At 71.2% G+C, this 20,992-nt stretch carries 16 protein-coding genes and 1 pseudogene; 11 read left to right on the top strand and 6 right to left on the bottom strand.

Features of this window, described 5'->3' with window-relative positions; genetic code table 11:
- The first annotated feature begins 37 nt into the window (after positions 1 to 37).
- From Sspor_RS38215 to Sspor_RS41370, 4 genes are all read left to right on the top strand, one after another.
- Positions 38 to 1,255 carry a PP2C family protein-serine/threonine phosphatase gene (locus Sspor_RS38215; protein ID WP_202204104.1) on the top strand — a complete coding sequence of 406 codons (1,218 nt, stop codon included), beginning with the start codon at positions 38 to 40 and terminating at the stop codon, positions 1,253 to 1,255.
- Positions 1,252 to 1,608, top strand: coding sequence for an STAS domain-containing protein (locus Sspor_RS38220; RefSeq protein WP_237404214.1), 357 nt, complete (start codon positions 1,252 to 1,254; stop codon positions 1,606 to 1,608). Before Sspor_RS38215 ends, Sspor_RS38220 begins: the two co-directional genes overlap by 4 nt.
- 224 nt (positions 1,609 to 1,832) lie before the next feature.
- Positions 1,833 to 2,195, top strand: a complete 363-nt coding sequence (locus tag Sspor_RS38225; RefSeq protein WP_202203219.1) for a hypothetical protein — start codon at positions 1,833 to 1,835, stop codon at positions 2,193 to 2,195.
- A 711-nt stretch (positions 2,196 to 2,906) separates the two neighbouring features.
- Entirely contained in the window at positions 2,907 to 4,439 is a 1,533-nt protein-coding gene (locus Sspor_RS41370; RefSeq protein WP_308445566.1) for a dihydrofolate reductase family protein, read from the top strand.
- Here Sspor_RS41370 and Sspor_RS38240 read toward each other — a convergent pair.
- Positions 4,434 to 7,109, bottom strand: coding sequence for an ATP-binding protein (locus tag Sspor_RS38240; protein ID WP_202203220.1), 2,676 nt, complete (start codon positions 7,107 to 7,109; stop codon positions 4,434 to 4,436). The genes Sspor_RS41370 and Sspor_RS38240 overlap by 6 nt on opposite strands.
- Positions 7,110 to 7,473: 364 nt before the next feature.
- Here Sspor_RS38240 and Sspor_RS38245 point away from each other — a divergent pair, with 364 nt between their 5' ends.
- The 3 genes and pseudogenes from Sspor_RS38245 to Sspor_RS38255 all read left to right on the top strand — a co-directional run bounded on the left by Sspor_RS38245 (position 7,474) and on the right by Sspor_RS38255 (position 11,754).
- On the top strand, positions 7,474 to 9,351 hold the full coding sequence (locus Sspor_RS38245) for a PAS domain S-box protein (RefSeq protein ID WP_202203221.1): 1,878 nt from the start codon (positions 7,474 to 7,476) through the stop codon (positions 9,349 to 9,351).
- A 665-nt stretch (positions 9,352 to 10,016) separates the two neighbouring features.
- The gene (locus Sspor_RS38250) at positions 10,017 to 10,529 is read left to right on the top strand and encodes a universal stress protein (RefSeq protein ID WP_202203222.1); all 513 of its coding nucleotides are present in this window, start codon (positions 10,017 to 10,019) and stop codon (positions 10,527 to 10,529) included.
- Positions 10,530 to 10,874: 345 nt separating this feature from the next.
- Positions 10,875 to 11,754 (top strand): annotated as a pseudogene (locus Sspor_RS38255) (IS5 family transposase).
- A 12-nt stretch (positions 11,755 to 11,766) separates the two neighbouring features.
- Here the strand turns inward: Sspor_RS38255 and Sspor_RS38260 are convergent.
- The 5 genes from Sspor_RS38260 to Sspor_RS38275 form a co-directional block, all read right to left on the bottom strand.
- Positions 11,767 to 12,540, bottom strand: a complete 774-nt coding sequence (locus Sspor_RS38260) for a class I SAM-dependent DNA methyltransferase (protein WP_202203223.1) — start codon at positions 12,538 to 12,540, stop codon at positions 11,767 to 11,769.
- A gap of 39 nt (positions 12,541 to 12,579) precedes the next feature.
- Positions 12,580 to 12,711: an ATP-binding protein gene (locus Sspor_RS40895; RefSeq protein WP_237404215.1), complete on the bottom strand. Its 132-nt coding sequence runs from the start codon at positions 12,709 to 12,711 to the stop codon at positions 12,580 to 12,582.
- 370 nt (positions 12,712 to 13,081) lie between these two features.
- Positions 13,082 to 13,447, bottom strand: a complete 366-nt coding sequence (locus tag Sspor_RS38265) for a CBS domain-containing protein (protein ID WP_202203224.1) — start codon at positions 13,445 to 13,447, stop codon at positions 13,082 to 13,084.
- 115 nt (positions 13,448 to 13,562) lie between these two features.
- Positions 13,563 to 14,216: a CBS domain-containing protein gene (locus Sspor_RS38270; protein WP_202203225.1), complete on the bottom strand. Its 654-nt coding sequence runs from the start codon at positions 14,214 to 14,216 to the stop codon at positions 13,563 to 13,565.
- A gap of 194 nt (positions 14,217 to 14,410) precedes the next feature.
- On the bottom strand, positions 14,411 to 15,796 hold the full coding sequence (locus Sspor_RS38275; protein WP_202203226.1) for an MBL fold metallo-hydrolase RNA specificity domain-containing protein: 1,386 nt from the start codon (positions 15,794 to 15,796) through the stop codon (positions 14,411 to 14,413).
- Positions 15,797 to 15,974: 178 nt separating this feature from the next.
- Here Sspor_RS38275 and Sspor_RS38280 point away from each other — a divergent pair, with 178 nt between their 5' ends.
- The 4 genes from Sspor_RS38280 to Sspor_RS38295 are packed head-to-tail and all read left to right on the top strand — an operon-like array spanning position 15,975 to position 20,894.
- Complete coding sequence (locus Sspor_RS38280; protein ID WP_202203227.1) at positions 15,975 to 17,051, top strand: zinc-dependent alcohol dehydrogenase family protein; 1,077 nt, start codon at positions 15,975 to 15,977, stop codon at positions 17,049 to 17,051.
- Positions 17,052 to 17,056: 5 nt separating this feature from the next.
- Positions 17,057 to 17,743: a helix-turn-helix domain-containing protein gene (locus Sspor_RS38285; protein WP_237404216.1), complete on the top strand. Its 687-nt coding sequence runs from the start codon at positions 17,057 to 17,059 to the stop codon at positions 17,741 to 17,743.
- Entirely contained in the window at positions 17,740 to 18,498 is a 759-nt protein-coding gene (locus tag Sspor_RS38290) for an HAD family hydrolase (RefSeq protein WP_202203229.1), read from the top strand. The genes Sspor_RS38285 and Sspor_RS38290 overlap by 4 nt, the downstream gene beginning before the upstream one ends.
- Complete coding sequence (locus Sspor_RS38295) at positions 18,495 to 20,894, top strand: glycoside hydrolase family 65 protein (protein ID WP_202203230.1); 2,400 nt, start codon at positions 18,495 to 18,497, stop codon at positions 20,892 to 20,894. The genes Sspor_RS38290 and Sspor_RS38295 overlap by 4 nt, the downstream gene beginning before the upstream one ends.
- Positions 20,895 to 20,992: the final 98 nt, after the last annotated feature.

Genomic DNA, 20,992 nt, shown 5'->3' on the forward strand with positions numbered 1-20,992 from the left:
CGCGGACCGACGAGCAGGACCATCCGAACCCGGAGCGCTGTTCGGACGAGGACCGGCGTTCTCCGCCCTGTTGGAGGACAGCGCCGAGGACCTGTACGAGAACGCCCCGTGCGGGTACCTGTCCACGCTGCTGGACGGGCAGATCGCCAAGATCAACACCACCCTGCTGAACTGGCTGGGCCACCGGCGGGCGGACCTGGTGGGCAGGAGGAAGTTCTCCGACCTCCTCACCGTCGGCGGCCGCCTGTACCACGAGACGCACTTCGCGCCGCTGCTGCACATGCGGGGAGAGGCCAGCGGCATCGCGCTGGAGCTGAAGGCGGCCGACGGCCGCCGGATCCCGGTGCTGGTGACCTCGACCGTCAAGACCGGCGGGGACGGCCGGCCCCTGCTGATCCGCACCACCGTCTTCGACGCCCGCGACCGGCGCGCCTACGAGGAGGAGCTGCTCCGGGCCCGGCGGGAATCGGAGCGCGAACGCGAACGCCTCCAGCAGCTGACCTCCACCCTCCAGCAGACCCTGCTCCCCCCGGCCCTGGCGAACGTCCCGGGCCTGGACGTGGCCGCCCACTACCACATCGCCTCGATCGACGAAGTCGGCGGCGACTTCTACGATCTGTTCCCCCTGGCCGCCGGCGCCTGGGGCCTGTTCCTGGGCGACGTCTGCGGCAAGGGCGCGGCCGCGGCGGCCGTCACCTCACTGGCCCGCTACACCCTGCGCGCCGCCGCCGTCTACGACCCCGACCCGGCCGCGGTCCTCGGCAACCTCAACACCGTCCTCAACCACGAGTACAACGGCAACGACCCGCGGTTCTGCACCGTCGTCTTCGGGCTGCTCACCCCCGACGAGGAACGGGGCGGCTTCCGCATGACCCTCGCCAGCGGCGGCCACCCCCCGGCCCTGCTGATGCGCGCCGACGGCACCGCCGACTACCTCCCCACCCCCGGCGGACAGCTCATCGGCGTCCTGCCCGACGCCCACGTCGCCACCACCACCTTCCACCTCGACCCGGGCGACACCCTTCTCCTGCACACCGACGGCCTCACCGAAGCCCACACCACCACGACGGACGAGGACCGCTACGGCGAGGAAGCGCTCCTCGCCCTCGGGCGCGAGCTGGCCCCCACCACCGCCGAGCACACCGTCGCCGCGATCCGCGGACTCCTGGACGGCCTGGGCACCGGGGTCGACGACGACACCGCCGTCCTGGTCGTCAGCGTGCCCTCCCGCCCCGACCGTGAAGAGCCGCAGTGACCCAGCTGAGCATGAACACCCGCACCACCCCCGCCGGCCCCGTCATCGAACTCGCCGGAGACCTCGACCATCACAGCGCCGTCCAGGTCCGCGGAGCTCTGCCCGGACTGGCTGTCGGGGAAGGCCAGCAACTCGTCATCGACCTGGCGGGACTCACCTTCTGCGACTCCAGCGGAATCACCGCTCTGATCGCCGCCCGCAACCACGCCCTCGCGGCCCACGCCACCATCGCCCTGGCCGCGGTACCCGAAAGAGTCACCAGGATCTTCCGTGTCGTCGGCCTCGACCACGTCTTCCCCACGCACCCCACCGCACAGGCGGCCGAAGCCGCCTGGTCACCGGCAACGGAATGAACGGCCCCCCGGCCGTCCCTCGGCCAGAGGCCGGGACAGCGGTGTCCGCCCTGCGGGCCGTTGTTCACGGGCTTGGGAGGCGCCCGGAACCTCGGTCGGGTGATGTCCATGAGTCGCAGCCGATGGCCCGTGGCATCATCAGGCCCGTGAGAGGACGAGTTGTGCGGACCCCGGCCGAACGTCTCAGCGGATACCGCCGCGTTCTTGAGGCGAGGAGTCCGGACGTGACCGCTGAGCGTCTGCGTTCGCTCGCGGTCGATGAGATTCGACCGGTGCGGCTGTGGACGGCGCGCAGTCCCCTGGCACCGCCTGATGCGTTGGATCGTCTCGCACGGGACGTGGATTCGTCGGTTCAGTGGAATGCGTTGATCAACCCGAACCTGCCGGACACCGCACTGCGCTGGCTCGCCGATCTGGAGGCGAAGCGGGCTGGCACGAGGTGGTTCATTCTTCGCCAACGCATCGTTCATCACCCCAACGCCTCGGAGGCCCTGCGGGCGGAGCTCGTGGCACTTGGAGCCTGCAGCTGCCCGCGGCTGTGCGGCCGGCACGTCTATGACCGACAGACTTCGACGGTGGCCGAGTAGGGCCGCCCTTGGCGTAGGCACCCGCCCAGTCCCGGCAGATTGATCTCGACGCCAGGGTGGCGGACCAACCACGCGGCCAGTGGCCCGGCTTCACGGGTCGGCAGCACATCCCTGCAGCACGGCGGCGGCTGCCTGCTGCGCGGCGAGCAGGCGGCCGGCTCGCCGCGTCCTCCGCTTCCAGGGCGCTCCACCTGACCGGCCTGGCGGGCATCCACCAGCTCCTGATCGACATGCAGCCGCGCTGATGTGGCTTCGTTCAGGCCCTGTTCGGCCCTGAATGGCCCGGTCCGGACAACTTGGTCAGGCGGGAGAGCGGCGCTCTGGCGCGACCTGATGAGCATAGATCCTGACGGCGTGCACTTCGAGGACGGAGATTCGGGAAGCGCCCTCATCGCCACGAGCGACAAAGCGATCGTCGGCCTCATGAGTTTCGGAGCAACAGCCGGTGACGAGACCTACTGCCTGGCTTCCCGGATCCCACCGGAAGGCTTTAGCCCGTCGCGGAATTCCCCCCAGGGTGGTCCCCCACGTCCACGACGACACTGCGGCGTCGACCGTGCCTCGTACCTCGACGGCCGGTCACGTTACGTCGGAGTGACTGATGCCTTGCGCGGGTCCCGAGCCATAGCGTCAGTGACGTCACCAAGCGCCAAGCGCCAAGCGCCAAGCGCCAAGCACCGAGCACAACGACAAGCAACGAAAGCAGGACGTGTGCGCAAGCTCACCTACTACGTCGGCACCACCCTCGACGGATTCATCGCGGGCCCCGACGGTCAGTTCGACTTCTTCCCCTTCGAGGGCGATTTCGCCGCCGCACTGCGGGCGGAGTACCCCGAGACGGTCCCGGCCCACGGTCGGGGGCCGCTGGACCTCGACGGGGTCCCCAACAAGCGTTTCGACACGGTGCTGATGGGCCGTGCCACCTACGAGCCCGGTCTCGCGGTCGGGGTGACCAGCCCCTACCCCCACCTGAAGCAGTACGTCTTCTCCCGCACCCTCGCCCGGCCCGACCCGGCCGTGGAGGTCGTCGCCACCGACCCGGTGGCGTTCGTCCGCGGCCTCAAGAAGCAGGACGGGGAGGGCATCTGGCTGTGCGGCGGGGCGAACCTGGCCGGGCAACTGCTGGAGGAGATCGATGAGTTGATCATCAAGCGCCACCCGGTCGTCATCGGCTCCGGCACACCGCTCTTCGACGCGCCGTTCCGTCCGGACAGCTTCAGGCTGACCGACTCCCGGGTCTTCAACACCGGCGCCACCATCACCACCTACACCAAGGAGACCGACATCCCGGTACTGATCCGCCCCACCGGCGAAGCCGACCTCGACCGTGTCACCGCCGTGACGGTCGACGAACCGGTCGGCTGGATCCCCGCCGACCGGTACCTGGAGGAACTCAAGGAGGGCATGTACCGCCCGGAGTGGACCTGGATCGCCGAGCAGGACGGCCGGGTGGTCGCCCGGGCCCTGTGGTGGGGCCGGGCCACCAGCGAGCACCCGGTCGCGCTGGACTGCCTGTACGTCGACCCCTCGGTCGCCGACCGCTCGGCCCTCGGAGCCAGGCTGATCAGCGCGGGCCTGCGCGCCTTCGCCGAGCAGGGCGCGCCCAAGCTCCCGCTCTACAACCTGACCCTGCCGAACGGCTGGCGCGAGGACCCCGCCACGGTCGCGGCCGCCGACTGGCGGCGGGACGCCGCGCTGGCGGCCGGGCTCACCGACGTGGTGGAACGACTGCGTCTGGAATGGACCCCCGATGCCGGGCTGCCCGCCTCCAGCGGGCGGCTGACCTTCACCGAGGGCACCGACGAGGAGTTCCTGGACGTCTTCCGGCGGATCGCGGTGGGCAGCCTGGACGGCGAGACCCGCCGCAATCTCGCGCTGATGGGGCCCGAGGCCACCGCGCAGGAAGAGGTGGACTTCTACCTCGGCTGCCCCGGCGAGCGCTCCTGGTGGCGCCTCGCCCGTACCCCGGACGGCGAGGTCGCCGGGCTGGCCCTGCCCTCCGCCACGCCGTACAGCCGCAACGTCGGCTACCTGGGCGTCGTGCCCGAGCTGCGCGGACAGGGATACGTGGACGACGTACTCGCCGAGATCACCCGGGTTCAGGTGGAGGCGGGGGCCGAACTGATCACCGCCACCACCGACACCGACAACGCGCCGATGGCCGCGGCGTTCGCCCGCGCGGGCTACCGGACCGCGCAGACCCGGCTGATCTGGTCGGCGCCGGAGCAGGGTCCCGCCTCATGAGGCCAACAGGCCGGCGAGCTCGGTGCGGGAACTGATGCCCAGCTTCGGGAAGGCGCGGTAGAGGTGGTGCCCGACCGTGCGCGGGCTCAGGAACAGCTGGGCGCCGATCTCCCGGTTGCTGGCGCCGGCCGCCGCCAGCCGAACCACTTCGCGCTCCTGCGGGCTCAGCAGACTGATCGGCCCGTCCTCGTGAACGGTCAGCCCGGTCTCCCCTCCCGCGGCGCCGAGTTCCGTACGGGCCCGGTCGGCCCAGGGCCGCGCACCCAGCCGTTCGAAACCCTCCAGGGCGGCACGCAACTGGTCCCGGGCGTCGATCTGGCGGCGCAGGCGCCGCAGCCACTCCCCGTACAGCAGCGCCGTACGGGCCCGGTCGTACTCGCTCCCGCCGTCGTGCAGGGCCAGCGCCGCGACGAAGTGCTCCTCGGCCTCATCGTCCGGCCCGGTCAGCGCCAGGCAGCGGCGGGCCGACGCCGCGAGGGCGTCCTGTCCCAGGGCGGTCGCCCACTCCCCGAGCGACCGGGCCGCCTCCGAGGCCCGCTCCGGGCGGCCGGCCCGTACCGCGGCCTCGATCACATCCGGCAGCAGAGGCAGGCGGAGCAGCGGGTGGGTCACCTCCCGACCCGCCGCCTCCAACTGCTCCAGAGCCGCATCCGCCCGTCCGAGGCCCAGTTCGAGCACGCCGCGCGCCCACAGGGCGTCCGCCGTGCCCCGGCCCACCCCGCGCGGCCGGGTGTACTCCGACGCCGCGCCGGTCAGCTCACGGACCCGCTCCTCCTCGCCCCGGACGGCGGCCGGCATCGCCAGGGCGGCACGCAGGTGGGCGGCCCGGTGGGCCAGGTCGTAGTACTCGGCCAGCTGGAGCGCCTCGGCGGCCCGTACCGACGCCTCCTCGTGGTGGCCCAGGGACAGCTCCGTCTGGACCAGGAGGTGCAGCGCGGTGGGCAGCCAGCCGCTGACGCCCTGGTCGCGGCAGTGCGCGACGACTCCGGCGGCCGCCTCCCGGGCCGCCCTGTGATCGCCGGTCAACTGCAGGTAGATCCCGGTCATCAGGCGGTCCATCACGCCGTCGGCCGGCATGTCGACGAGGGCGCGGACCGCCTCCAGCCCGCCGTGCACGTCACCGCCGAACAGCCTGGCCGGTACGGCGAGCACGGGCAGCGCGGGGGAGCGGAGCGCGATCTCCTCGATCAGCGCGGCGTTCCCCGCGGAGAACGCCGCGTGAACCGCGTCGGTCAGCAGCGAAGCCACCATGTCCGGCCGCCGGGCACCCGTCAGGTCCGCGCTCTCTACCAGGATCCGAGCCGCCTCCTCCGGCCTGCGGAAGCCCAGCTCGACCACGGCCCGGGCGCGCGCGAAGTTCGCTGCGACGCCCGGGTCCTCCAGCGGCAGCGGCACCTGGTCGGCGAGCACGCCGCACCGCTCGTCCTGTCCGGCGTCGGCGGCCCGCTGCGCCGCCGACACCAGCCGCCGCGCCCGCGACCGCGGATGGGCCGTGAGCTGCGCGGCACGCTCGTACGCGGCCGACGCGGATGCCATCGCCTGCCGCCTGTCGGCCCACTCGGCGACTCGTTCCAGCTCCTCGGCGACCTCCTCGTCGGGGCCCGTCGACGCGGCGGCCAGGTGCCAGGCACGCCGGTGTGCCTGGCCGGCCTCACCCAGCGCCCCGGCCAGCGCCCGGTGCGCGGCGATACGCCGGGCGAGCGGGGCCCCCTGGTACGCGGCGTACCGCACCAGCGGGTGCCGAAACCGCAGCGCCTCCCCGGAGAGCAGGACGAATCCGGCGCGCTCGGCCGGCTCCAGGTCCTCGACCGCCGCGCCGAGCCGGCCCGACGCACGCAGTACGACGGTCAGGTCCCCCGTGTCGTCGGCGGCGGCCACCAGCAACACCACCTGGGCGGCCTCGGGCAGTCGGCGGATCTGTTCCAGGAAGCCGTCCTGGAGCCGGCTGGGGAGCCCGGCGGTCGCGTCGGGCAGCGCGGACGGGCCGAGCCGTCCGGCGCGCTGGGCCGGGGTGAGCGCGGCCGACAGTTCGATCAGGGCCAGCGGATTGCCACGGGCCTCCTCGACGACGCGGTCCACGACGTACGGGGGCAGGCCCGGCACCAACTCGGCCGCGTCCGCCCGGTCCAGGCCCTCCACCAGCATCCGGGGCAGCCCCCTCACGGCGGCACCGGGCGCTCCGTCGCGGACCGCGAAGAGCATGACCACGCCCTCGGCCCGGAGCCGGCGCGCGGCGAAGGTCAGCATGTCCACCGACGGCTGGTCCAGCCATTGCGCATCGTCGACCAGACACAGCAGCGGGCCGTCGGCCGCGGCCTCCGACAGGAGCGTGAGAACCGCGAGCCCGACGCTGAAGCGATCGCGTACGCCGTCACCGCTCAGGCCGAACGCCGACCGCAGCGCGGCCGCCTGGGGCTCCGGCAGCAAGCCGGCCAGATCCATCACCGGGAGAAGAAGCTGGTGCAGCCCACCGAAGGCCATCTCCATCTCCGACTCGATGCCCTCCACCCGCAGCACCCGCACCCCGTGCGCGCGCCCGGCGGCGTGGTCGAGCAGGGCGGTCTTCCCGATCCCGGCCTCACCGTGCACCAGCAGGACACCGCTCATCCCCCGGCGGGCGTCCGCGAGCAACTGCTCGATCCGCTCCCGTTCCGCGTACCGCCCCTGCACGACCTGCCCCCGCGTTTTCCCTGTACCGAGCATTCCGCCCGGGCCCGTGGGACCCGAGACAGCCCCCGGAGACTACCCCGACGATCTTCGCCCCACCTGCACCAGGGCCACGCCGCTCACGGAGACCCGGGAGGGAACGTGCGGGCGACTCATCGCGGGCGGGGCCCGTGTGAATGTCAGTGCTGGCTCGTACCATCCGCAGCAAAAACGGTAGTGGGACGCGTTTCGGGCAGGGCCCGCCGGTGCAAGCCGGCACGCTCACAGCCGGTCAATTGTGGATGAATCCCGGTCAATCCAGGGTGCGGTTTCCGGCCACGTGGTCGGATGTCCCCTTCTGCCGGATCCGGCGAGTGCGAGGCGCAGCATGGCAGCGACGACCGAAGAGCCCTTCAGGGCTCTCCTGGAAGCGGCACCGGACGCGATGGTCATCGTGGACGACGCCGGGGTGATCCGTCTGGTGAATGCACAGACCGAAGCCCTGTTCGGCTACCCCCGCGAGGAACTCCTGGGACACTCCATCGACGTCCTGGTGCCCGAGCGCTTCCGCGGCCAGCACCCCGGCCATCGGATCGGCTACGCGGCCAGCCGCCAGGTGCGCCCGATGGGAGCGGGCCTGGAGCTCTACGGGCTGCGCCGGGACGGGCGCGAGTTCCCCGTGGAGATCAGCCTGAGCCCGCTGGAGACAACCGAAGGCCTGCTGATCTCCGCGGCCGTACGGGACGTCAGCGAGCGCAGGGCCGCCGATGCGCGCTTCCGGGCCCTGCTGGAGTCGGCGCCCGACGCCATGGTGATCGTCGACGAGAGGGGCGCCATCCAGCTGGTCAACGCTCAGACCGAGGCGCTCTTCGGCTACGCCCGCGAGGACCTGCTGGGGCGGGCCGTCGAGGTGCTCGTACCCCCCCGGTTTCGCGGCCGCCACGCCGACTTCCGGCAGGGTTATTTCGTCAACCGGCAGGTCCGGCCGATGGGTGCGGGCCTGGAACTGCACGGGCTGCGCAGGGACGGGGGCGAGTTCCCGGTCGAGATCAGTCTCAGCCCCCTGGAGACCCCTGACGGCACCCTCGTCTCCGCGGCCATTCGCGACGTCACCGAACGCAAGGCCGCCGAGGAGACGCTCGCCCAGCTCTACGAGCAGCAGCGTCATGTCGCCCTCACTCTCCAGCGCAGCCTGATGGGCTCACCGCCCGACGTGCCGGGGATGTCGACGGCCAGCCGCTACTTCCCAGCCCGGCAGGGTGCCGGGGTGGGTGGCGACTGGTTCGACCTGATCCCCCTGGGCGGTGGTCGCGTCGGCGTCATGATCGGGGATGTGATGGGACGCGGCCTGGATGCCGCCGCTGTCATGGGGCAGCTGCGATCCGCCTCCCACGCCCTGGCCAAGACCGGGATGCCGCCCTGGCAGCTGATGCGCGCCCTCGACGCCGTGGTGAGTGAACTCCCGGACCAGTTCGTCACCTGCTGCTACCTCGTCGTCGACGCCGACGCGGCTGAGGTCACCGTCTGTTCGGCCGGACACCTGCCCGTCCTGTTGGCCGGTCCCGGGGGCGAGGTGACCCGGCTCCCGGCGGACGTGAGCGTTCCGCTCGGGGTCGGCGAGGTACCCCACCACGAGAGCCGGCACAGAGTCGCGCCCGGCTCCGTGCTCGCGATGTACACGGACGGGCTGGTGGAGACACCGGGAAGCGACATCGAAGGGCAGGTCGACGAACTCGCCACCGTGCTCGAGAAGGGTCTCGCGTCGACCGGATCCCTGGAAGCCGCAGCCGACAGGCTGCTGGGCGAGCTCCTGCCGGACATCGACGACAACCCGGACGACGTCACTCTCCTGCTCGTGCGCATCCCGGAGATCCCGGCCACTTCGCGGACCGTGGTCCTGGACGCGGATCCGAGCAGCGTGGGTGAAGGCCGTCGGTTCCTGCGCTCCACGCTGGCCGCGTGGGGCAAGGACGACGAACAGCTGCGAGAGACGGCTTGTCTGCTGGTCTCCGAACTCCTCTCCAACGCGGTGCGCCACGGCCGCGGCCCTCTCCGGCTCCGGCTGCGGCAGGCCGGACGGGAGCTGGGGGTCGAGGTCTGCGACGGGAGCCCGGTGCTTCCCCAGGCCCGCTTCGCCGCGCCGGACGCGGAATCGGGCCGAGGCCTGCTCCTCGTGGACTCCATGGCCAGCTCCTGGGGCACCCTCCCGACAGCGGAGGGCAAGGCCGTTTGGTTTGCCCTGCCGTTGCCCACCCCACGTCGTTGACAGAGGGTGGCGGCCGCCAGATGTGCGCTCAGCACGGCCGGTGCCGGTTCGCGGGCGCGGCGTGCCGGTGATGTGCGCACGGTTCCAGGCATCGTGGCGGACGCGCCGGTCGTCCGTGGCCCGGCACCGAAGCCGCGGGTGGCCCGGTCGTGGACTTCGGTACGTAACTGGCCGGACCCCCGACGGCTCGCCGGCACCGCTCCCGGCCGTCGAACCTGGCAGTGGCGAACAACGGAGGACTTCGGGGATCTCCAGCCCGGTGCGGAGCAGGCGCACCACGACCTCCGCTCCTCCCGGCCGGACCGGCACGTACAGAGGTCCGGCCGGGATCTGTTCTTCCGGTTGGGGATCGTCGTCGTACCGGAACAACACCTGGGACCCTCCCTGAGGAACCACGAGTGGTAGGTGTCGCCCCGGGTGCGGGGAGGCAGTCCGGGGCCCGGGTCCGACGCCATCTCCGCCTCCCCGCACCCATGGCCACCCCGTAACGAGACCCATACGGGGCCGGGCCAAGTCCTGACGGATCACTGACGCCGAAGGGTTGCGGCATCAGAAACCCGTCATGGTCAGGGATCTCCGCGCTAGGAGCCCGTCAGCAATCGCACCTCATCGTCCGACGAGGCCCTTTCATGGGGACCGTCGGACGAGACGAGAGGGAAGAGGCCATGCGGAGAGTCGTGGTCGGTGTGACGGGAACGGCGGGCAATCTGGCCGCGTTGCACCGGGCGGCCGCGGAAGCGCGCGTACGTGGTGCGGACCTGTGGGCCGTCCTGGCCTGGCAGCCACCGGGCGGCGAACTCGGAAGCCGCAACGGCCTCGGGCCCCATGCCCTCGCCCAGTGCCGTGGCGCAGCCGTCGAAAGACTCCGCGAGGTCCTCGAGACGGCCTTCGGTGCCGTGAAGCCCGGTGTCACCCTAGAGGGTTTCACGGTACGGGGGACCCCGGGCGCGGCCCTCGTGGACGTCGCACGCGATCCGGAAGACCTCCTCGTGGTAGGCACGGGATCCCGCGCGCCGCTGCGCCGCCTCGTCCGGCCCTCCGTGGCCCGCCACTGCTTCGCGCACGCCGCCTGCCCCGTCCTGGTGGTTCCCCCATCCCCGCTCCAGGCCGAGCTCGACGCGGTGCACCGCCGCAACTTCTGGAGAATGCCGCTGGACCCGCGGGAGCTCGCGCAGTGAGTCGCACTGATCGCAGCGCGGAGGGGATGAGACGGGTTGAGGGGCTCGTCCGCTGCCGACGCCGGCATCATCGGCCGCAGTCCGAACCGCACCTTCGAAGTCGCATCGAGCCTCAAGTATGAGTTCGCCTCCATACGTGCGGCTGTCCGGGTGCTTGCAGGGATCGGTATGGCGAGCTCGGCTGACAGTTCCGCGCTGTCCTCGTCCTCCAGGAGGAACACGACCTCAATGGGCGTGAAGTCGTCGGGCTTCTCCTGCCTGCGACCCCCGGGCCAGGCTGCGGGCGGGCTAGGTTCTGTCCGACGGATCTTGCGACTGTCGGCTTGTCCGGTCGTTAGGTCGGTCATGGGGCGGGGTGATCTGACGAATGCGGAGTGGGTGCGGCTTGAACCACACCTGCCTGCCGTCGGACTGCGCGGCGGACGCTGGAGTGACCACAGGCAGATGGTCAACGGGATCCTCTTCCGGGTGCGGACCGGGATCCCGTGGCGGGATCTTCCCGAGCGATTCGGCAGCTGGAAGACCGTCTACGAACGTCACCGGCGCTGGTCAGCCGACGGTACTTGGGATCGGATTCTCCGGGCGGTTCAGGCCGATACCGACCTGGCGGGCCGACTCGACTGGAGCATGGTGGGCGTCGACTCGACAATGTGCCGGGCCCACCAGCACGCGGCCGGGGCCCGCAAGACCACCCCGAGGGTCCCGAAAAAAGAACGACGCCTCGAAACCACCGCCCCGACGAGGGACTCGGCCGGTCCCGGGGCGGCCTGACCTGCAAGATCCACCTCGCCGGCGAGGGCGGCTGCCGCCCGCTCGCCCTGCTGGTCCCCCGGGCCAGTGGGGCGATGCACCCCAGTTCACCGAAGTGCTCGCCCGGATCTTTGTCGCCCGACCAGGGGGCGGACGCCCCCGCACCAGGCCGGACCACGTCAGCGGCGACAAGGCATACAGCTCACGCCGCAACCGCAGTTACCTGCGGTGACGCCAGATCAAGCACACGATCCCCGAACCGAAGGACCAGCGGGCCAACCGCAAACGCCGCGGGAGCAAGGGCGGCCGGCCCACCGGCTTCGACAGCGAGCTCTACAAGCGCCGCAACGAAGTCGAACGGACCATCAACCGGCTCAAACACCACCGGGCCGTCGCCACCCGCTACGACAAACGCGTCTACGTATTCCAGGGCACCGTCGTCGCCGCCTCGATCCGCCTCTGGCCCCGCCCGTGATCCGCCGAATGGCTACTCGCCCGAGCTCGCAGCCAAGGGTGGTACCTCAAGGATGAAGAAGAGGAAGCAGGGTTTGGCCGAGAGGGCGTGGAAGTCATCGGGGAACAGCTCACGGGCGGCTGGGTCGGGTTGCGGCTCGCTGATGACGGAGAGGCGGAAGCCGGCGGTGGTGAAGGCCTCGGTCATCGCGTGCAGTGGCTTGCGCCAGAACCTCATCGGGGCGGACTGCCCGCTGAAGGTCCAGTCGAAGGTATAGCTGGTGGTCGCGAAGTAGTCGGGCCGGGGATCCTTGATCGTGTAGGCCACGAAAGGGTGGTCCACCGACGCGATCAGTCGGCCGCCGGGCCTGATCACTCGCCGCAACTCGGCCAGTGTCGGCCCCCAGTCCTCAAGGTAGTGCAGCACCAGCGACGCAACCACGTCGTCGAACGCATCATCGTCGAACGGCAGAGGGCCGTTCAGGTCGACCGCGCGCAGGGCGACGTCATTGCCCAGCCGCCGTCTCGCCAACGCCAGCATCCCGGCGCTGGCGTCGATGCCGGTGACGACCGCGCCGCGGTCGCGTAGCGCGGCGGACAGCGGGCCCGAGCCGCAACCCGCGTCCAGGACCTGACGGCCAGCCACGTCTCCGGCGAGGGCCAGCATCGCGGGCCGCTCGTAGTACGCGTTCACCAGACTGTTCTCGTTCTCTGCCGAGTACGCCTCAGCAAAACTGTCGTAGTCATTCGCCAGGACCGGGACTGCGGGCTGGGCGAGAACTTCTGGCCGGTTGGGTAAGCGTTCCATCGTCGCAGCCTAGTAGTCACATGATCCGCCGGACAGGCTCTAGTCGACCGTCAAGTCGAAGCGATCCGATCCGTTCGCCGGGTTCGGGCGCTGCAGAGCCTTCAGGACCGTTGTCTTGCCCGGTTCGTTCTTGCCGATCAGGCAGGTGACGTCATTCTCGACCGTCGTCACGAACACGAACGGTCCGTTCGGGCAGCCCGCGCGGCGGCGTGGTGCAGTACGGCGTGGGCGATCAGTCCGAAGTCGGGGCCGGCTGAGCGGTGGATCCGGCAGCCGGGGACACAGAAAGCCGCACCGTCGTTCCGCATCGACGGGGACCGTGGCGTAACGGTGTGGTCGTCGACCGATCACCCTGGTCTCTCCCTTCCTCCGCCCTCGTCTTCCGTCTCGCCCACACGATCCGGGAGCCTCGGATGATGGCCACCCGCAGTGCGCATCCGCCCAACGGCGCCGCACGTCAGCGACGGCGTTCGGGATCTCGTGGGGCGTCGTCCACTCCTCGGCGTGGACGAGGTGCAACGGCACCTTGCGGAGGTATGCCTCACGGGCGGCCCAGTGGGCCGCCGCGATGTGCTTCCATCAGCCTGGCGGCTTCTGCCACAGTCCAGTCGGGCTTCGCACACACGGCAGGAGCCGACATCAGTTCTTCGGCCCGCAAAGCCTCCGCTTCGTCCTGCTCCCAGGACTCGCGCGCGGGAAGCGACCGGAAGTACTCGCCCTGATCCGCGGACTTCGCCAGCAGGTCCCTCTCCGAGATGACGCCCAGGGGCCGTCCGGCGGCGTCGACGACCGGGACTGCTGATACCTGCCGCTCGGTCAGCGTTCGGACGATGTCCTTGAAGGCCGCATTCGGGGGGACGGTGATGGCCTTCCGGGTCATCAGTTCGCGTACTTCTCGATGTCTCATGGTCATTTCCTAGCGCTCGTTGGCGGTCGGCGCTCCGACCGACATGCCATTGAACGTGGCGGCCGACCTGACGCCTGCGGACACCGCGGACGAGAACAGGGCTGTGCCTGCGCACCTACGCAGCGGCCGGCGCTTGGAGCCGACAGCGGACATCGACGATTCCTTCGACCGACCGGGTGAGGTGTTCGGCCATCGGGATCACGTCGCGGTCACAGACCTCGCCGGTCAGGGCGGCGATGCCCTGGGAGACGGTGACTCCCACCGCTTCGTGGGAGAGGGGGAAGAGGCGCTCGACGACGTCGTGGCGGATCTCGGCGGCCAGCTCCTCGTCGCTGCGGAGGAAGACCTTGAGGAGGTCGGTGCGGCTGACGATGCCCTGGAGTGTGCCGTCGGCGTCGACCACCGGGAGTCGCTTGATGTGGCGGTGCGCCATCAGGCGGGCGGCCCGGGGCAGGGTGGCGTCGGGGCGGATCGTGACCGCGGGTGTCGTCATCAGCTCCTCGGCCCGCGTGGAGCCGGCCTTGGCGGTGTCGCCGAGGCGGCGCATCTGTTCGATCAGGCCGGGGTTGCGCTCGTGGAACTCCTCCTTGGCCAGAAGGTCGGCCTCGGAGACCACGCCGACGACGCGGCCCTCGCCTTCGACAACGGGGAGGGCGGTGACCTTCCACCGCTCCATCGCGGCGGCGATGTCCTTGAAGCCGGTCGAGGGGGTGACCGCGATGACTTTGCTGGTCATCACGTCGGCGACGGTGTACGGGGTGGAGGTCATGGCGAGTCCTCAGCGTGCGGAGGCGAGCGGGGCGCCGCTGCCGAAGGGGGCGAAAAGATCGAGGAGGCGGGTACGGGCGGTGCCGAGCCGATGGAAGATGACGGCGCTCACGGCTCCTTCGTTCCCACCCTGCCTTGCCGGGTACGGCACCGCGAGGGCCGCACGGGTCAGGCCGCAGGGCCATACGGCCCGGGTCAGCGGACCAGGACGGCCTCGCCGGATTTGGGTACGACGGCGGTCCATCCCAGCTCGTGGTCGATGCGGTCCCGAAGGGCCTCGGCCGCGGTCTCCTCGCCGTGGACGAGGTAGGTGGCGTGCGGGGGTGGGGCGGCGCGCAGCCAGTCGATGATCTGGTCGGCGTCGGCGTCGGCGTCGGCGTGGTACTCGCCGAACATCTTGAGCGTGCGGGCGCCGTCGGCCAGGTCGCGGGCGCGGGTGCCCTCGGCGGCGAAGCCGACGATGACCACGGCGTTGCGCGGGTCGGGCAGGATCCGGTGGAGGTGGTGCAGGACGCGGCCGCCGGTGGCCATGCCTGCGGACGAGACGATGATCGCCGGCCCGCTGGCGTTGTTGATGTCGATGGATTCCTGCACGGTGCGGGCGGCCAGGAAGGGCTCGGGGCTGATGGATTCCTCTCCGTGGGAGAGGATCTCCGGCCGGATCTCGGGGGAGCGACCGCGCAGGGCGTCGCGGTAGACGTCCAGTGCGGCCAGGGCCATGGGGCTGTCGACGTAGACCGGAACGTGGCGGGGCAGGGTGCCGTCGCTGCGCAGAGCGGCGAGTTCGTGCAGGACGACCTCGGTGCGGTCGATCGCGAAGGCGGGGATGACCACGGTTCCGCCCCGGGAGAGTGCGCGGGTGATCACCGAGGCGAATGCGTGCCGTGCGCTCTCGTGGTCGTGGCGACGGTTGCCGTACGTCGACTCCATCAGCAGGACGTCGGCGCCGGAGAACGGCTCGGGCGGCAGGAGCAGCGGGTGGCCGGGGAGGCAGAGGTCGCCGCTGACGGCGAGGGGGTGGCCGTCCTCCAGGGTCAGGTGCGCCCAGGCGGAGCCGAGGATGTGACCGCCGTGGTGCAGCGTCAGCTTCGTGCCGGCCATGATCTCGATCTCTCTGCCCACCGGTACCGGGTCGAAGTACTCGATCGTGCGGTCGACGTCGTCATCGTCGTAGAGCGGTTTGGCGGGCCGGTGCTTGGACCAGCCGTGCTGGCTGGCGTGCTCGGCGGCCTCCATCTGGAGGCGGGCGCTGTCGCGGAGGACGATCTCGGCGAGGCGGGCGGTGGTGGCGCTGGTGAGGATCGGTCCGCGGAATCCGTGTCGCACCAGGCGGGGCAGGTATCCGCAGTGGTCCAGGTGGGCGTGTGTGACGACGACGGCGTGGATGTCGGAGGCGTCGCAGGGCAGCTTGTCCCAGTTGCGGCGTCGCAGGTCCGCGACACCCTGGAAGAGTCCGCAGTCGACGAGGATCCGGGTGTGGTCGCTCTCGATCAGGAACTTGCTGCCGGTGACCGTCCGGACACCGCCGAGGAACCTCAGCAGCGCAGGACGGGAGGCGGGAGGCGGGGTCGACCGGGACATGACAGCGGCCCTCCTTTCGCGGACGAGTGCCGGAGTCACCAGCGCATCCACCCACCCCGACACGACAGAGAGACCCCACTGGTCCCCTGGGAGGGGCCGACCGGCCCATGCGGGACCGAGGTCTGTGGGCACAGCCTGGCGGTGACCCCTTCCCGCGCAGCACAGAGAGGCCGCAGTCATGAAGGCACTCGTCTTCCAAGGCCCCGGGCAGACCTCCTGGCAGGACGCCCCGGACCCCGCGATCAAGGACGCTGCCGACGCGATCGTCAGGGTCGACGCCGTCACCATCTGCGGCACCGACCTGCACATCGTCAAGGGCGACGTACCCGAAGTGACACCCGGCCGGATCCTCGGCCACGAGGCCGTCGGAACCGTCGTCGAAACCGGCGGAGACGTGCGCAACGTGCGTCCCGGCGATCGCGTGCTGATCTCGTGCATCTCCTCCTGCGGCCGCTGCCGCTTCTGCCGAGAGGGCCACTACGGCCAGTGCCGCGGGGGCGGCGGCTGGGTCCTGGGCCACACCATCGACGGGACCCAGGCCGAATACGTACGCGTTCCGTTCGCCGACCTCTCCGTCCACCCCCTTCCGAGCGCCGTGAGCAGCCACGATGCCGTACTGCTCGCCGACATCTTCCCGACCTCCTACGAGGTGGGCGTACTCAACGGGAACGTGCGCCCCGGCGACACGGTCGTCGTCGTCGGTGCCGGACCCATCGGCCTGGCCGCCATCGCCACCGCAGGGCTCTACAGCCCCGGACGGATCATCGCCGTCGACCTCGCCGCATCCCGGCTCAGCGCCGCGCGGGACCTCGGTGCCGACGCGACCGCGAACGCGGAGGAGGAGCCCGAGCGTCTGGTGGAGGACCTGACCGAGGGGCTCGGCGCCGACGTGGTCATCGAGGCCGTCGGCGTACCCGAGGCGTTCGAGATGTGCACCCGCATGGTCCGCCCCGGCGGACGCGTCGCCAACATAGGCGTCCACGGAAAGCCCGCCACCCTGCACCTCGAAGACCTCTGGATCAAGGACGTCACCATCACCACCGGCCTCGTCGACACCCACTCCACCCCCATGCTGCTGCGCATGATGGCCGCAGGCCGCCTCCCCGGGGCCGAGATGGTCACCCACCGCTTCGAGCTCGACCAGATGGAAGAGGCGTACGACGTCTTCTCCCACGCCGGCGAAACCGGCGCCCTCAAAGTCGTGCTCGGCGGACCGCAGCACGACACGGTCGCCGTACCGCCCCAGGAGCGGTGAGTGCCGTGAAGAGCACGCCGAGCACCCGCCCCCAGCCGGCCGGCGAGACGGCCGGACGCACCGACCTCGGCCGCCGCATCGCAGCGCGCCGCACCGCCCTCGGTCTCAGCCGCGAAGAACTGGGCCGGAAATGCGGAGCCGACGTCCACTACATCACCTACCTGGAGGAGTACGCGGCCGCACCGGAGGTCGGCACGCTCCTCCGCGTCGCCGACGTGCTCGGTGTCAGGGTCGACGACCTGACCGGTGCGAGCGCCGGCCGAGTCCACGGGCGTTCCACCGCCCGCCGCGACACCGCGCTGGTCCCGCTGGAGGAGGACGAGTGCCGCATGCTGCTGGGCACCCACGGAGTGGGGCGCATCGCCGTCTTCACCTCTGAAGGCCCGGCTGTCCTCCCGGTCAACTATCTGATCGCGGGCCCCGACATCGCGTTCCGCACGGCGGTGGACGCCCTCGCGGCCAGAGCGGCGGGCACACAGGTCGCCTTCGAGATCGACAACATCGACGACGTCACCGCAGGCGGCTGGAGCGTCCTGGCCGTGGGCGAACTGGAAGCCGTCACGGAGGCCGGAGAGATCCAGCACCTGACGGCTACGGCCCGCTCCCAGCCCTGGGCGGGCGGACCGCGCACCCACTGGATGAAGCTCACCTCCGTCCGGCTGACCGGCCGTCGCGTGGTGCACGAGTCATGAGCGAAGTGGACGCGGTCGTCTTCGACACCGACGGGGTGCTTCTCGCGACGGCGGTCCGCCACGCGGCCGCGTGGAAGACGGCCTTCGACGGCTGCCTCACGCAATGGCGGCCTTCCCCTTCCGGCGAACCACCTCGGGCGTTCGACGCCGTCCGCGAGTACCGGGACCTGGTCGACGGCAGGTCCCGCCTCGACGGCGTACGCGCGTTCCTCGCCTCACGCCACATCGACCTGCCTCCCGGCACGCCGCGGGACCCGCCGGGGTGCGCCACCGTCCACGCGGTCGCGGCCCGCAAGGAGCAGATCTTCTCCGAGGCGCTCCGGACCCGCGGTGTCGACGTCTTCGACGACGTCCGCCCCACGCTCCGGCGGCTACGGGAGACGGGCGTCAGGTGTGCGGCCGTCTCGGCCTCCCGGCACGCCCGCCTCCTCCTGGAGGTCACACGACTCGACGGCCTCTTCGACGCCGTGGTGGACGGTCAGGACGCCGCCGCACTGGCCCTGCCGGGAAAACCCGACCCCGCCCTCTTCCTCGAAGCCGCAGCCCGCCTCGGCACGGATCCGGCGCGGGCCGCCGTGGTGGAAGACGCCCTCGTCGGCGTGGAAGCCGGGCACCGGGGGCGTTTCCACCTGGTCGTGGGACTCGACCGGGATGACGACGCACACACGGACGAGGCGCTGCTCGCGCACGGTGCCCACCTCGTGCTCCCCGGCCTGACCGGACTGCCCGCCGCCCTCGAAGACGGCCGCCCGTGAACGCCCCGTGGTGCTGGGAGTACCACCGCTACGATCCCAAGACCGAGCGGCTGGTCGAGTCCCTGTGCACCCTCGGCAACGGCCGCTTCGCCACCCGGGGATCAGCCCCCGAGAGCGTCGCCGACGACATCCACTACCCGGGCACGTACCTGGCCGGCTGCTATGACCGGCTCACCTCCACCGTCGCCGGGCGCAAGATCTCCAACGAGGACATGGTCCGACTGCCTGACTGGACCGGCCTGCGCTACCGCTGCCTGCCCGACGACGCACCGCCCGGCGACTGGCTCACCCTGGACCACCCCACCCTGCGCCACTGTCGCGTCACGTTGGACCTGCAGGCGGGAACGCTCACCCGCCGCATGCTCTTCCACGATGCCGAAGGTCGCCGCCTGGCCGTCACCCACACCCGCCTCGTCCACATCGGTGATCCGTACCTCGCCGCACAGCGCACCGCCTTCAGCGCATACGGCTGGCACGGCAGGATCGAGATCGAGTCCGTGCTCGACGGGGACGTCGCCAATGCGGGCGTGGACCGCTACCGCGCGCTGGCGGGGCAGCACCTCGTCGAGCACCGGGCCGGAGTGGAGGCGGAAGGCACCGCCTGGCTGGCCTGCACCACCGCCACCTCACGGTTGCGGATCGGGCTCGCCGTACGCACCTGGGCACGGCCGGCGGCCCCCGCCGGGAGGGCCTGTACGGCCACCACGGCCCGGCAGACGTACGTGCTGCCGATCAGGCGCGCGAAGCCCGTGGTGGTCGTGAAGACCGCGGCCCTGTGCACGTCGCTCGACCGTCCCTGGGACGACCCCGTGAGGAACAGCGTCGAGCACGCGGGACACGCCGCGGACTTCCCCACCCTGTTGGCCTCCCACCGGGCGTCGTGGCAACGACTCTGGAACGAGGGAGAGGTGGAAGCACCGGGAGAGACCGGTCGGGTCCTGCGCCTCCACGCCTTCCACGTCCTGCAGACCCTCTCGCCGCACACCGTGGAACTCGACGCCGGCGCCCCGGCCCGGGGCCTGCACGGCGAGGCCTACCGGGGCCACGTCTTCTGGGACGAAGTCTTCGTCCTGCCCTACCTCGCACTGCACTTCCCCGAAACCGCCCGCGCCCTGTTGACGTACCGGCACCGACGCCTCCCCGCAGCCCGGGCGGCCGCTCGCCGGGCCGGGGCGCACGGGGCGATGTTCCCGTGGCAGAGCGGCAGTTCCGGAGCCGAGGAGACGCAGCGCCTGCACCTCAACCCGCACTCCGGCCGCTGGCTGCCCGACCACTCCCACCTCCAGCACCACGTGGGCTCCGCCATCGCCTGGAACGTGTGGCGGTACGGGGAGGCCACCGGCGACACCGGTTTCATGCACGGTCCCGGCGCCGAACTCCTCTTGCACATCGCCCGCTTCTGGGCCGGCGCCGCGAGCTGGGACACCGGCCTCGGCCGGTACCGCATCCGCGGCGTCGTCGGCCCCGACGAATACCACGACGCCTACCCGGATGCCCCTGCGCCGGGCATCGACGACAACGCGTACACCAACGTCACGGCAGCGTGGGTGCTCGCCCGCGCCCTGGACCTGTACGGAACACTGCCCGCGGCCAGACGCGCCGAGCTCCGCACGCGACTGGCCGTCGGCCCCGACGACCTCCGCGATTGGGAAGACGTCTCGCGCCGCTTGTTCGTGCCGTTCCACCGCGACGTGATCAGCCAGTTCCACGGCTACGGCGACCTCGCCGAGCTCGACTGGGACGCCTACCGCTCCCGCTACCACGACATTCGCCGCCTTGACCGGATCCTCGAGGCGGAAGGCGACACGCCCAACCGCTACCAGGCGTCCAAGCAGGCGGACACCCTCATGCTCGGCTACCTCTTCCGGCCCGTGGAACTCGCCCGCCTGTTCTCCCGCCTCGGCTACCGCTTGGACGACGAGATCTGGCGGCGGACGGTGGCTTACTACCTCCGGCGCACCTGCCACGGCTCGACGCTCAGCAGCCTCGTCCACGGCTGGATCCTCGCCCGGCAGCAGGGCGGGGGCGCGTGGCGCTACTGCCAGGAAGCCCTGCTCAGCGACATCACCGACGTCCAGGGAGGCACCACCGGCGAGGGCATCCACCTCGGCGCCATGGGCGGCACGCTCGACCTCGTCGAGCGCGGCATCGTCGGCCTCGACCCGGCCACGGACGGACTGCACATCGACCCGGTACCGCTCTCCGAGGTACCCGCCTCCTCGTTCTCGGTGTGCTACCTCGGACACCGGGACGTCCGCATCAGCTTCCGGCCCGGCCGGATCGGCGTCAGGGTTCCGCCGTCCCCGCTGGGCCCCGTGCCCCTCGTGCTTCCAGGAAACAGGCGAGCGAGCGTTTCAGCAGGTCAGGAGAGGTGGTTCAGCCTGCCCAAGCAGTAGACAGAGCCCGCCGGCATCCGCCGGATCGGGCAGCGGTCGCGGCCACGGCTGTGTCGCATGGCGGGGTGCACCCGCCTCGCGCACTGTGGTTGTACAGC

Source organism: Streptomyces spororaveus, from assembly GCF_016755875.1.
In the GTDB taxonomy this organism is placed as follows: domain Bacteria; phylum Actinomycetota; class Actinomycetes; order Streptomycetales; family Streptomycetaceae; genus Streptomyces; species Streptomyces spororaveus.

Bases quoted from the DNA above. Each gene is read 5' to 3' on its own strand.
- Sspor_RS38245 (WP_202203221.1), top strand. From the start codon at position 7,474: ATGGCAGCGACGACCGAAGAGCCCTTCAGGGCTCTCCTGGAAGCGGCA.
- Sspor_RS38250 (WP_202203222.1), top strand. From the start codon at position 10,017: ATGCGGAGAGTCGTGGTCGGTGTGACGGGAACGGCGGGCAATCTGGCC.
- Sspor_RS38260 (WP_202203223.1), bottom strand. From the start codon at position 12,540: ATGGAACGCTTACCCAACCGGCCAGAAGTTCTCGCCCAGCCCGCAGTC.
- Sspor_RS38265 (WP_202203224.1), bottom strand. From the start codon at position 13,447: ATGAGACATCGAGAAGTACGCGAACTGATGACCCGGAAGGCCATCACC.
- Sspor_RS38270 (WP_202203225.1), bottom strand. From the start codon at position 14,216: ATGACCTCCACCCCGTACACCGTCGCCGACGTGATGACCAGCAAAGTC.
- Sspor_RS38275 (WP_202203226.1), bottom strand. From the start codon at position 15,796: ATGTCCCGGTCGACCCCGCCTCCCGCCTCCCGTCCTGCGCTGCTGAGG.
- Sspor_RS38280 (WP_202203227.1), top strand. From the start codon at position 15,975: ATGAAGGCACTCGTCTTCCAAGGCCCCGGGCAGACCTCCTGGCAGGAC.
- Sspor_RS38290 (WP_202203229.1), top strand. From the start codon at position 17,740: ATGAGCGAAGTGGACGCGGTCGTCTTCGACACCGACGGGGTGCTTCTC.